Annotated in this window: 16 protein-coding genes; 9 read left to right on the forward strand and 7 right to left on the reverse strand. The window is 39.2% G+C overall.

The window, feature by feature from the left end; translation table 11 throughout:
* The first annotated feature begins 97 nt into the window (after positions 1-97).
* The 5 genes from mreBH to IEV27_RS12485 all read left to right on the forward strand — a co-directional run bounded on the left by mreBH (position 98) and on the right by IEV27_RS12485 (position 3,277).
* Positions 98-1,105, forward strand: coding sequence for a rod-share determining protein MreBH (gene mreBH / locus IEV27_RS12465; RefSeq protein WP_188377828.1), 1,008 nt, complete (start codon positions 98-100; stop codon positions 1,103-1,105).
* Between the two features lie 174 nt (positions 1,106-1,279).
* Positions 1,280-1,573 (forward strand): hypothetical protein, encoded by a 294-nt coding sequence (locus IEV27_RS12470; RefSeq protein ID WP_188377829.1) that lies wholly within the window; start codon positions 1,280-1,282, stop codon positions 1,571-1,573.
* Positions 1,557-1,955 (forward strand): DUF1428 family protein, encoded by a 399-nt coding sequence (locus IEV27_RS12475; RefSeq protein ID WP_188377830.1) that lies wholly within the window; start codon positions 1,557-1,559, stop codon positions 1,953-1,955. The genes IEV27_RS12470 and IEV27_RS12475 overlap by 17 nt, the downstream gene beginning before the upstream one ends.
* A gap of 87 nt (positions 1,956-2,042) precedes the next feature.
* Positions 2,043-2,339 carry a DUF1428 domain-containing protein gene (locus IEV27_RS12480; protein WP_229735275.1) on the forward strand — a complete coding sequence of 99 codons (297 nt, stop codon included), beginning with the start codon at positions 2,043-2,045 and terminating at the stop codon, positions 2,337-2,339.
* A 17-nt stretch (positions 2,340-2,356) separates the two neighbouring features.
* Positions 2,357-3,277 (forward strand): ketopantoate reductase family protein, encoded by a 921-nt coding sequence (locus IEV27_RS12485; RefSeq protein ID WP_188377831.1) that lies wholly within the window; start codon positions 2,357-2,359, stop codon positions 3,275-3,277.
* Between the two features lie 35 nt (positions 3,278-3,312).
* On the opposite strand, the gene IEV27_RS12490 is transcribed toward IEV27_RS12485, so the two are convergent.
* Entirely contained in the window at positions 3,313-3,885 is a 573-nt protein-coding gene (locus tag IEV27_RS12490; RefSeq protein ID WP_188377832.1) for a M15 family metallopeptidase, read from the reverse strand.
* A 171-nt stretch (positions 3,886-4,056) separates the two neighbouring features.
* Between IEV27_RS12490 and IEV27_RS12495 the strand changes: the two genes are divergently transcribed.
* The 3 genes from IEV27_RS12495 (at position 4,057) to IEV27_RS12505 (ending at position 6,042) form a co-directional block, all read left to right on the forward strand.
* Positions 4,057-4,692, forward strand: coding sequence for a hypothetical protein (locus tag IEV27_RS12495; RefSeq protein WP_188377833.1), 636 nt, complete (start codon positions 4,057-4,059; stop codon positions 4,690-4,692).
* A gap of 128 nt (positions 4,693-4,820) precedes the next feature.
* Positions 4,821-5,030 carry a hypothetical protein gene (locus tag IEV27_RS12500; protein WP_188377834.1) on the forward strand — a complete coding sequence of 70 codons (210 nt, stop codon included), beginning with the start codon at positions 4,821-4,823 and terminating at the stop codon, positions 5,028-5,030.
* 19 nt (positions 5,031-5,049) lie between these two features.
* A complete protein-coding gene (locus tag IEV27_RS12505; protein ID WP_188377835.1) occupies positions 5,050-6,042 on the forward strand; it encodes an acrylyl-CoA reductase family protein in 993 nt (330 codons plus the stop codon).
* 792 nt (positions 6,043-6,834) lie between these two features.
* Here the strand turns inward: IEV27_RS12505 and IEV27_RS12510 are convergent.
* Together IEV27_RS12510 and IEV27_RS12515 are read right to left on the reverse strand one after the other, a co-directional pair.
* Positions 6,835-7,029, reverse strand: coding sequence for a YwbE family protein (locus tag IEV27_RS12510; protein ID WP_188377836.1), 195 nt, complete (start codon positions 7,027-7,029; stop codon positions 6,835-6,837).
* A gap of 140 nt (positions 7,030-7,169) precedes the next feature.
* Complete coding sequence (locus IEV27_RS12515; RefSeq protein WP_188377837.1) at positions 7,170-7,625, reverse strand: DUF2188 domain-containing protein; 456 nt, start codon at positions 7,623-7,625, stop codon at positions 7,170-7,172.
* Positions 7,626-7,879: 254 nt separating this feature from the next.
* Here IEV27_RS12515 and glnA point away from each other — a divergent pair, with 254 nt between their 5' ends.
* The gene (gene glnA, locus IEV27_RS12520) at positions 7,880-9,190 is read left to right on the forward strand and encodes a type I glutamate--ammonia ligase (RefSeq protein WP_188377838.1); all 1,311 of its coding nucleotides are present in this window, start codon (positions 7,880-7,882) and stop codon (positions 9,188-9,190) included.
* 41 nt (positions 9,191-9,231) lie between these two features.
* On the opposite strand, the gene IEV27_RS12525 is transcribed toward glnA, so the two are convergent.
* The 4 genes from IEV27_RS12525 to IEV27_RS12540 all read right to left on the reverse strand — a co-directional run bounded on the left by IEV27_RS12525 (position 9,232) and on the right by IEV27_RS12540 (position 12,236).
* On the reverse strand, positions 9,232-9,972 hold the full coding sequence (locus IEV27_RS12525; RefSeq protein ID WP_188377839.1) for a coiled-coil domain-containing protein: 741 nt from the start codon (positions 9,970-9,972) through the stop codon (positions 9,232-9,234).
* 171 nt (positions 9,973-10,143) lie between these two features.
* Positions 10,144-10,602, reverse strand: coding sequence for a hypothetical protein (locus IEV27_RS12530; RefSeq protein ID WP_188377840.1), 459 nt, complete (start codon positions 10,600-10,602; stop codon positions 10,144-10,146).
* Positions 10,599-11,144, reverse strand: coding sequence for a GNAT family N-acetyltransferase (locus tag IEV27_RS12535; RefSeq protein WP_188377841.1), 546 nt, complete (start codon positions 11,142-11,144; stop codon positions 10,599-10,601). The genes IEV27_RS12530 and IEV27_RS12535 overlap by 4 nt, the downstream gene beginning before the upstream one ends.
* 117 nt (positions 11,145-11,261) lie before the next feature.
* Positions 11,262-12,236, reverse strand: coding sequence for a quinone oxidoreductase family protein (locus IEV27_RS12540; protein ID WP_188377842.1), 975 nt, complete (start codon positions 12,234-12,236; stop codon positions 11,262-11,264).
* Positions 12,237-12,245: the final 9 nt, after the last annotated feature.

Here is a 12,245-nt window from a genome sequence, read left to right on the forward strand (position 1 = left end):
GATAGCCCATAAAATTCCTCTTGCGATAACCCCCATAAAATAAGTAGCATGGGAGAAGAAATATATAAGAATCTGTCATCTTTGGAGGTACGTCTACATGTTATCAACTGCAGAAATAGGAATTGATTTAGGTACAGCTAATATACTTATTTATTCAAAGTCAAAAGGAATTCTATTAAATGAACCGTCTGTTGTCGCTTATAATACTGAAACAAAAAGCGTAGTTGCCGTTGGAAAAGAAGCAAAAGAAATGGTAGGAAAGACTCCGAGAAATATTATACCTGTCCGCCCGCTTCGTGATGGAGTCATCGCAGATTATGATATGACCGCACAAATGCTTAAGGAGCTTATGAAGAAAGTAAGTCGTAAATCTGGTGTTTCCATGCGTAAACCGACCGTTGTCATTTGTACTCCTTCTGGTTCCACTTCTGTAGAGCGCCGCGCTATCCATAACGCTGTCAAAAGCTATGGAGCTAAGCAGGTACATCTTATTGAGGAGCCAATCGCAGCGGCTATAGGTGCAGACCTCCCAGTGGATGAGCCAGTGGCAAACGTTATTGTTGATATTGGCGGAGGTACGAGTGAAGTAGCCATTATTTCGTTTGGCGGCGTTGTATCATGCCGATCCATTCGTATGGGCGGCGATGTAATGGATGAAGAGATCATTCAATACGTACGTAAAGCCTACAATATTTTAATCGGTGAACGTACAGCTGAACAAATCAAAATGGAGATTGGCTACGCGCTAGTTGAGCATCCTGAAGAAAAAATGGACGTCCGCGGAAGAGATATGGTTACTGGACTTCCAAAAACGATCGAACTCTCTTCTCACGAAATTCAATCAGCTCTTAAAGAATCACTTGAACAGCTGCTTGAAACGATTCGAGCAACGTTAGAAGACTGCCCGCCAGAACTAAGTGGTGATATTGTAGATCACGGAGTTATTTTGACCGGCGGCGGCTCCCTTCTTAAGGGAATGCAGGAGTGGCTTTCTGAAGAAATTTATGTCCCTGTTCATATGGCCCCCAGCCCATTAGAATCAGTAGCCATCGGTACAGGACGATCCCTAAAAATGATTCAAAAGCTCCAAAAAGCAGCAAAATAACTAAGCTGCATTAGTAGACAAAAAGAAAGAATTTTAATACGCTTTCAATTGTAGAGACTAACCTTTCAATAGGTTAGTCTCTTTATTTATTGTTGAATTAAAAGGTTTTATAGAGAATTTGGCGAATTTATATAGGTAAGAGATTGTTTAATGCAAAGGAGTTCGAATAGTCTTATGAATCGCACTACTATCTTAAAATGGATTTCTGGAGTCTGCGAAGGCTTGTTAGCCATTCCAATTGCAGGCGGAACATTTATTGTCAGTATGTCTTGGACACCGCTTCTGTTTATGTTTGCCCTTCACACCGTTACACTAATATTATCAATTAAAGACGCTCGATTTAGTGCAGGGAGTATTTTAGGTATGATTACAAGCTTTATAGGCGCCATCCCTATTATAGGTTGGGTGATGCATACAATCACAGCTCTCGTTTTACTTATTGATGCAGCTATTGAAACAAAAAATTGAGATCTACGATGAGGTGATGACAATATTTGTTTCATTGTACATTTTTCGTGTTCACAAGGATCATGTCCCACGGTTTGTTAAACTGATAGAAGAAGTAAAACCTCTTATCCTTTCTTATGAAGCTAGACCTTTCTTATTTGAGGAAGATGTACTCACAGGGAAGCAAGGTTCAATGGGATTGCTTAATCTATTCGAGCTGAAGGATGATGAAGTAGTTTATTTAGGAAAAATAGAATTTGATTCGAAAGCTCACTATGAGGAAACCATGAAAAAAATACAGCAAAATGAAGGCATGAATCATTTTTATGAACAATTACGTAAAGTTGTGGACTTCCCTTCATTAATTACATCTACCTTTCAAGATGCAGAGGCAGAAGTGTAACCTATAGCTTTCACTTTAAGGAGAGTGACTTTTATTTATACAATAATCTGTTTTTTCAGGGTGAAAAAGAAACAAGTAAAACCCTTTATGAAAATGTCGAAGAAAACAGGTGATATTCTTCTTTCTCATGGAACACTCGATCACAGCATTTATTACTCTAATGAACTTACCGGCAATCAAGGAACGATGGGAATACTGAATTTATTTGAATTAGAAGAAGATGAAGAATTAATGCTTGGCCAAAGCGTTTTTAAAGATGAAGACCATTACTATGAAGTCATGAAGAAAACAGGATCTAATGATATGATTGCCTACTTAAATCAGCACATTAAAGACATTATCGAAATGGACAAAGTGATTAGTTCCAAATTTAGATTAGTATAATTCAAGGGGGATTCATGATGAAAATCGTTGTCTTAGGCGCAGGAGCATTAGGCGCATATTATGGGGCACGTTGGCAAGAAACAGGCCATGAAGTGATCAACCTGGTTCGAGAAGGCCGCGCTGATCAATTGCGCACCCATGGCCTTACTTTACATAGTAAAATGGGAAATTATGAAGTTCCAAACTTAACGATCGCTGAAAGCCCTGAGGAAATTCAAGAAGCAGATCTTGTCTTTTTATCTGTTAAAGGATATCATCTGCGCGGAACGATTCCATGGCTTAAGGAACTCGTTCAAAAAGGGGCCAAAGTACTTCCTGTATTAAATGGTGTAGAGCATTTGCCTATTTTGCAAAAAGAACTTGGTGAGGAAGCTGTCATAGGTGGATTAGCTTACATTATCGCCACATTGGATGAAAACGGTCATGTGCAGCATACAAGTACGTTTCACGATTTAGTTTTTGGTCCTCTCCACCCTTCTCAACAACAAATTTGTGAAGAGATTGGAATTGCGTGTAATCAAGCGAATATGGACGGAAAACAGAGCGCAAATATATTAGAAGAAATTTGGAATAAATACATGTTTATCACTGCATTTTCTGGAATTACGACCGCTACGAACTTACCCATAGGAGATGTAAGGCAGTATCCAGAAACGTTTATCATTTCAAAAAAAATCTTACAAGAAATGAAGACACTTGCAAACGCTCATCACATTCAATTAACAGATGAGCAGGTAGAGAATGCGTTTGAAAAGCTCAATGGTTTTGATCATGAAATGACCTCTTCCATGCATCAGGATCGTCGTAAAGGACTTCCTTTAGAAGTAGAACATCTTCATGGCGGTGCATTGAGATTAGCCGAAGAACACGAACTTCCTTTACCGTATATTCAAACCATTCACGCTATGATTAAGCCTTTTGAAAGTTACCAGAAATAAGAAAACGCCGCTAGCCATTTCAGCTAGCGGCGTTTTCATTCAGGTAAAGGTTCGGCTTTAGGACGTTTGCCATTCTGCAACTCTCTTATACTGAGCCCAAAATCCATTTGAAGGTGAGGATAGTCTCGAAACGACTCCCAGTCTCCTCCCCAGTCAAATCCTAATTGTTTAGCTATATCAACAACTTCCATCCAGTCAGACTTCCCATTGCCATTCCCATCTCTTTCTGTATCCCATATCACTTGGCCGTCATCTGTTTGTAAAGCAAAATCAATAGCCAGTCCATAGTTGTGATAGGATTCTCCACCTTCAGCATACGTTACAACATCGCCATCTTTAGATCGCCCTCGTTCATAGATTTCATCTTGTTCTTCCAACGTACGAAGCTCATCTGTAATCACGACATCAATTTCTATATCTGCTGCCTCTTCAATGAGTTGATTTTTCTTTTGTTCTACAGTGGGATGGAGCTGATCAGGAAGTTCTCCGTCTTCAACATTATATACACCTGCTCGACGCTCTTGAATTTCAATAAGAGAATAAACCGTTATCCCAATAGATAGAAAAAGGAACAGAAACCAAACGCTCTGGTTAAAGATTGTTCTCACATCAAATTTTCCTCTCTTCGAAAAGAATCAGGTCATCATGCCGCTCCACAAAAGAGGAAGTTTCACATCATACTTCCCTATAATCTTACCACATTCAACTACCTGACTACATCATTCGACATTTGCATAATTGGTATAATAGTCTTATAGTTTGTTTCAGGAGGGGGAGTTATGTCTAAGAAGGAATCAACCCAGACGGTCTATGAACTCCTGATGATCGGCCTGGCAGCATTATCAGTAGCGACCATATGGCAGGAAACCCAGTATGACAGCTATATTGTGTGGAGCACATGGAGCATATTTTTTATAGACTTCATGTATCGACTTATAAATGCACGCCAAAAGTGGGAGTTTATTAAGAAGCACCCCTTTATAGTTATTGCAGCGATCCCTCTTGATGCCGTTTTTCAATTTGCCAGATTTGCGCGCATCCTTCATCTGCTGCGATTAAAATCCATAACCAAGTATTACACGCTGCCTTTCATTAAATTTTTAAAAAAACAACACTTATCCTACATTGCAGGGTTAACTACAATCTTTATTTTCATCTTAATTATTCCACTTAAAAATTTGGAACCCGGCTTATCTACTTACATCGAGGCCCTTATGAGTTCATTTACCGCCCTAGTCTTTTTTGGAAAATCTAATTTTGAGCCTTCCACCTTTATAGGTCATACCATTATAGTGATCATTACGATATTCGGGGTCATCTTGCACGGATTAGTGATCAGTACAACCTTCGATTACATTATAAAATCTTCATGGGTCCAACGTTTGATAAAGTATTGGAAAAACCGTGAATCTTAAAGGAACCGCTGCAAAGATGCAACGGTTTTTTCTAATTAAAAGGCACTATTTAAAAAATTCATAAGTTGAAACTGTTTAATTTCTTCTAAAAAAAGGAACATGTTGTACTAGGTATCGGAGGTGATGGTATGACAAACGAAAATAAAAATAAAGCGAATTACAGCTTGAAGGAAATTGAGGAAAAACTACAAGAAGAAGAAAAACGTCCTGAAGATCCTGTACCAGATCAAGATATGAAAAAGGAAGAACGGGAAATTGAGAAAGGCCACAAGTCGAAAAACGACTCTTCCTCAGAAGAAAAATATGACGAAGATTTAAAAAACAAGAACTCTGATTAATAAAAAGGAGGCGGATCCTTTGTCTGAATTTCAAGCATTGAAAGTCGATAAAACGAATAACGGCGAAGTTTCAGCTCAAATCGAATACTTATCGAAAAGCGACTTACCCGAGAGCGATGTACTTATTAAAGTTCATTATTCAAGCGTAAATTATAAAGATGGAATGGTAACGACCCCAAATAATGCTTTAGTAAAAAATTATCCCATCGTTCCTGGCATAGATTTATCCGGAGAAGTTGTTGAATCCAATGATTCTAGATTTACCGTAGGAGACTTAGTCATTGCCACTAGTTATGAAATTGGAGTCAACCACCATGGAGGTTATAGTGAATACGCAAGCATCCCTGGTGACTGGGTAGTCCCTTTACCCGATGGAATTTCATTAGAAGAAGCTATGATTTATGGTACGGCGGGATTTACCGCAGCTCTTTCTGTTCATCGCTTAGAAGAAGCCGGTCTTACGCCTGAACATGGGAAAGTTCTAGTTACAGGCTCTACAGGCGGAGTTGGAAGTATGTCCATCGCCATGTTGAGCAAACGAGGGTACACCATTGAAGCAAGTACAGGAAGTACGGAGCATACTCAGTTCTTAAAAGAGCTTGGTGCTGAAAGCGTCATCACGCGTGAAGATGTCTATGACGGAAAACTAAAACCATTACAAAGTGAGCGCTGGGCCGCTGCTGTTGATCCTGTCGGAGGGGAACAGCTGGCATCCATTCTAAGTCAATTAAATTATAATGGGGCCGTTGCCGTAAGTGGATTAACGGGAGGTACAAAAATTCCTGCACAGGTTTATCCTTTCATTTTACGGGGTATCAGTCTTATTGGGATTGATTCTGTTTACTGTCCGATGTCCACTCGAAAAAAGATTTGGCATAGGTTAGCTAACGATTTAAAAACGACAGATGCATTTGAACAGTTAAAATCCGAAATTACATTAAAGGATGTACCTGATACATTAAACGATATTTTAAAAGGTCAGACTCGCGGTCGCACCATTATAAAAATGTAATTGATAAGCAAAGGTAGAAAAGCATCACCGGCAGAAAACCAGTAATTAATATTGACAAACATGTAGTAGTATATTATTATTATCTATTAGTGCCTTCGCTAAAAAGGTAACTCGGAAAATGAAAGAGTGATAAGTATGAGACTGGCATTCTGCTATGTTTTATTACAACTTAATCACACTGGATCAGCTTCGGAGCTGTAAGGATGCAATAGAGGTAGGGATTGCGTCGTTTAAGTTGATAAAAACTACCATGTAGAACGAACCGCGGCAATATGGTTTAATTACGTGCTTACGTTTAAAATGTAAGTAATCAACAAACAATTTATTCATTAATTCCGAACTGCTATTATAAAGCGAGTCAGACATTGTCTGACTCGCTTTTCCAATTTATGAGCTTTTTCATTACCCTAAGAGATTAAAAACATTTGAAGCAAAGAAGTTCATATGTTCAGCTTTTAGAGAAACCTCAGTTCTTTCTTTTACATAGACAGTGTAAACATTTTCTTACATTAGGAAGAGGAAAGGGTTTTAGGAACAGATTACTGGAAAAACTATTTAATCAAGCTTTACCTTATGAAAACAGCATTTGCCTAAGGGCGTTCACTCTACGATGGTTCCAAGAGCTCATTTTGATCACAGGAAAGGAAAAAGTGCCGACTCCAGCGGGACGAGCAGACAGGAGAAGCCCCGCAGGTCGCAGACCGAGGAGATTTTCCGTCTTGCCCCACGGAAAGCGGTGCTTTTTCCTGTTCCTTTTCTCCATACCAATAGGAAGGAACCATCCTATAATCTCTATTGATAAATCTGTTTTACCCTTCCCACTTGACCATCTTCGAGTCGTACCTTAATTCCGTGAGGGTGAGAAGGTGACTTAGTCAATAAGTCTTTCACTACTCCTCGAGTTAGCTTTCCGTTTCTCTGATCTTTTTTCAAAACAATATCTACCTCTAACCCCGGCCTTACATCTTTTCGAACTTGTCCGTTCATAATTCACCTACTCTCTCTCCGTTCATTTTACCATAAATCTTTTTTCATTCGCTCATAAAAAAACACCCGGAAAGGGCGTCTTTTTTTAGTAATCTTTACAGTTACCTTTGACGTACTAACCCGGGAAGCCATGCATAACTTTATTCTTCATAAGAAGTTTGATTTTGAATCGTTCCGTCTTTCTTATGAACAATCGCTTTCGTACCTTTATTCCTGGCAATCTCTTTTGCTCGTTCTACAGCATCTGTTTTATTTTTAAATACGTAAGAAGCTTTCTTTGCATCTTCCGATTGAACGGCCCACCCTTTATCATGAGCGACTACATGCTCTCCTTTATCAAGAAGCTCCGGGCGGCTATCTTCAGCATTTTCATCACGCTTTTTTAATTTTTTGTCTGACATGTTCCGAACTTGATCAATCTCACTTTTACTCGCATTTTCATACCACTCTTTTGCTTGCTCTGTGGCAATAGGGATAGCTCTTCCCTCGTCATATCCTTCGTCAATCATGGCATTTGCAATATCTATAGCTTTTTTTCGGACCGTCGTGTCTAAGTTTTTCAATGAACTCGGGTAATCATTCGTATCCCACGGCATTCTCATTCACTCCTTTTCTCTTTTTTTCATCTTTACCTCATAGAAAGAAATTTCAAACAAATTTCCTTCGTCAAAATACCTTAAAATCCATCATTTTCTGGTTTGAAAAATTTTTTTGGGGGAAAATATAAATTATTGTTAGAAATACAGAACATCTTATGTTAGAATTCTTTACATAAGATTTATTAGAGATTTCAGACTATTTATAGTAGAACAAATCTCAAAAAATAAAACAAAGGTGAGGGTAAAAGAGTATGACGTACACGAAAGAAAATATTAAGCAAGTTGTGCACGAAAAAAATGTAGAATTCATTCGTTTAGAATTCACAGATATGCTAGGTGATACGAAAAACGTTGAACTTCCTATCGAAGAATTGGAATCAGTATTAGAAAATGAAGCAATGTTTGATAGCTCTTCCATTTCCGGCTTTTCTGATATCCAAGAAAGTGATATGTATCTATACCCTGACTTAGATACATTCTTAGTACTGCCACAAGAGATGGACGAAGATCCGATCGCACGTTTTATTTGTGATATTTACACTCCCGATGGTGAACCTTTTGAAGGCGACCCACGCTATATTTTAAAAAGAGCAGTTGAAGAAGCTAAAGACCTTGGCTATACAGTAAACGTAGGTCCTGAACCAGAGTTCTTCCTATTCAAGCTTAATGATGAAGGATATCCAGTACGTAAAATGAACGACAGAGCTGGCTACTTTGATGCCTCTCCTAAAGATAAAGGGGACAACGTTCGCCGTGATATTGTACGCACGTTGAAAAAGATTGGATTTGAAATGGAAGCTTCTCACCACGAAGTTGCTAAAGGCCAGCACGAAATCAACTTCCGTTTCGATGAACTTCTAAAAACAGCAGACAACATTCAAACGTTCAAAAGTGTAGTTAAAGATGTTGCTACTAATCATGATTACCATGCTACCTTTATGCCTAAACCAGTTTCAGCTGATAACGGTTCTGGTATGCACTGTCACTTATCCTTATTTAAAGATGGAAACAGCGCATTCTATGATAATGGGACAGACGATGAAATTTCTAAAACAATGAAATATTTCATGGGTGGTATTCTTCACCACGCAAGCGGAATTGCTGCTATTACCAACCCTAACGTGAACTCATATAAGCGTTTAGTACCAGGATACGAAGCTCCCGTAAGTGTAGCTTGGTCTCACTCTAACCGAAGCTGTATGATCCGCGTACCAACTACACGTGGTTTAGGTACTCGCTTTGAAGTTCGTAACCCAGATCCAACAGCTAACCCTTATTTAGCTCTAGCAGTTCTTATTCAAGCTGGACTTGAAGGAATTCGTAATAAGATGGATCCAGGTGAAGCTGAATCTCGTAACTTGTACGAAGTAACGGATGACAGCATCCCTACACTGCCAACAAACCTTAAAGAAGCGATCGAAGCACTTCAAAAAGACGAAGTCCTTCTAAAGGCTTTGGGTGACCATACATCTAAAGTTTATATCGCTGAAAAAGATGAAGAGTGGACAGAGTATTCCTTGCAAGTAAGCAATTGGGAACTTGAACACTATATGAGCAAATAAGACACACAAACCCCCATTTTGTTATGGGGGTTTCCTTTTGGCTATCTTTCTGCATCCTTTTGTTCTTCTTTATCGTCTGCAAAATCATCATTTTTCATTTGAGTTTCGATATCATCAAATTCATCAGTCAATTCAACCTTCTGCGCTGCTAAAACTTGCTGCAATTCCTCATTTAATTGGTCACGGCTGCTTCTTAATACCTCGTTTTCTTCTTTGATCTTTTCCATTTTGTTTTCAAAGTTATTTTTTTCTTCCAGCCAATTTTTCTCAAACATTTTCAGTTTTTCAAGTGCATTTGTTTTTGCTAAGTTTTCTACACTGATTTCTTTTTTTCTCTCTTCTACTTCTTTTTGTACATTTACATAGCTAGCTTGCAGCAAGGCCATATCATGTTGTTGTTGAGACATTCGAGTTCGATTAGCCGTAAGTTCCTCCTTTAAGGTTTTAATATCACCGAGAAGCATTTGTGTTTCCTGTACTAAGGTTGCATTTTTATGCTGCAAAGCCACTTTCTCCTCTAATAGCCGTTCCACCTTTTCTTTACTACGATTAAATTCCTTGTCATGCCCTGTTAAATGTTTATTTAACTCTGCTTTAGATGCGTTTATCTGCATAGCTAGAGCTTCATTTTTCTCTACTAAAGCTGCATTCTCTTTTTTTAAGGCTTCGAGCTGAGCGTAATGGTAATTGTCCTGATAATTTTTTACCTTTTCTTTGTATTTATCTAACTCCGCTTTAAAATAAATGAGCTTTTGTTGCATTTGAATAGGATCACTCTTCATACTTTAAACCTCCGTTAACCTATTTTTCTAGGCTAATATTTAGTTTATATGTATGAAAAAAATGAGGTGATTGTGCGGATCCTTGTACTTTCTCTTTATGGAAAGCTTTCTTCATTTGCATAATAAATACGGACAAACTTTTTCTACTTAACCCAAAGCCATGGACGTCATTCATTCAATGGTTACTTCCTTTAAGAACCGCAAACCAAAATACTCATAAGCTACTTTAACAGTATGAATGCGCTCATCTGCTCTCACACTCAGCCCATATATTATATCTTCATCATTTTGGGGGACTGGATCTGTATTTGGGTGCATCACCGTTTTAGCCACCGATTGAAAATGTGCACCCGAGTTTCCTTCGTTTTCAAAATCATTACTAATCGTAAATCCAGTTGCAGCGTCCACTACTTGAAAAGCAGCTGCAGAAGGAGACTCGTCTGAGTTAACTTGTACTCCTGTAAAGTGAATCTCCCCCATTCCTTTATTACCTAGAGAAATGACGACAGCCTCTTTATTTTCGGTTGCCCCTAACCCTCCTTCAATGAGTGGGGGGTTAAATTTAATAAAACCAAAAAAGCCACCAAACCCTGCTATTAGTAGAAGAGCAAAAATCACAATCCACTTCATTCTCTTTTCCACTCTTCTGCAAGTATGCTATAAACAACATGATCCACATAATGATCATAAAGCCATTCAGCTTGCCTGATTTGTCCTTCCTTTGTAAAACCCAGGCGTTCCGGAATTGAACGGCTGCTTGTATTTCGAGCAGCTGCTCGAATTTCTACCCTGTTTAACTTTAAGTCTCCAAGAAGGTAATCTGTCATTGCCCTTGTGGCGCGCGTCATAATCCCTCTTCCAATAAAAGCCTCTCCAAGCCAGTATCCAATGCTTGCACTCCTATTCGTCCAATCGGTTGCATGTGTCCCGATAATTCCCGCAATTTCATCTTTATATATAATACAAGTAGACACCCCCTCGTTTTCAGCATACTTCTTCATGCCCATTTTTATAAAACCCTCTGTATGCTCAATCGAGTCGTTTCCATCTACCCAACCGAGCCACGTTCTTAAATGATCGCGCGACTGATCTGTTAGTTGATAAAGTTCTTTTGCATCGTTTGGTTCTATTAACTTTAACGATAGTTCATCATCAATAGTATAAGTAAACATAAAGTCTCTCTCCTCTGTCAATCTTTTGCAAAATTCGCGTTTAGTAACTAATTCGATAGTTTGACAGCTATTCCTGCATTCTCCATAAAAAAAGCCGTCCTGAGCGGACGACTTTTCTTAAGGCTTTAATATGAGCTTACCTTTTGTTTTTCTCCCTTGCATGAGCTCGTGTACTCTAGCTGCTTCCTCTAACTTATAAACACCGCCAACCGTTAGTTTTAGTTTATTTTCATGAACAAGTGCTAATAATTCTTGCAAACTCTTTTCAAACAAGGCCGGCTTTTTCATAATTTGCGGAAGAAAAAAGCCTATCACTGATAAATTGCGATTCATTAACCCAGCTGGGTACATTTCGGCAGGTTTTCCGCTGGCTACCCCGTATATGACGACGCGTCCAAAGGAACGCATACATTTAATCGTTTCGTGAAAAATATCTCCTCCAGCCATTTCTAAAGCAATGTCGACCCCTTTTCCGCTAGTTGCCTCCATCACTGATTCACGCCAGTTCGTGTTCGTATAATTCACGAGATGATCTGCACCTAGCTCTTGAGCTAATGCCAATTTCTCTTCCGTACTTGCCGTTGCAATGACTTTCCCAGCCCCAAAATGTTTTGCTAGTTGCACAGCCAGCGATCCTACGCCTCCTGCTGCTGCATGGACTAAGACGGTTTCTCCTTTTTCAATTCGTCCCATTGTCGTTAACAAGTGATACGCTGTTAAGCCTTGAAGTGGCAAAGCAACTGCCGTTTCATCATCTAACCCTTCTGGTAATGGAATCAAGTTATTTGCATCCGCCGCTACATACTCCGCATACCCTCCTGATCCTATCAGAGTCACGACTCGGTCACCTCTAGAGAACCGCTGAACCCCCTCTCCCACTTCTTCCACTACGCCTGTAATTTCTGCTCCTGGTGTAAATGGAAGAGGCGTCGGTACTACATAAGCTCCTTCACGCCTAGCGGTATCAGCGTAGTTCACTCCGATGGCGGTAATTTTCAAGAGTACTTCACCATGTTGAGGGGCAGGACGTTCCACTTCAGCTGTTTCTAGTACATCTGGTCCTCCATACTGTTTAAAAAGTACTGATTTCAAAGTATAACC

Source organism: Halobacillus andaensis (assembly GCF_014636475.1).
Lineage (GTDB): Bacteria > Bacillota > Bacilli > Bacillales > Halobacillaceae > Halobacillus_A > Halobacillus_A andaensis.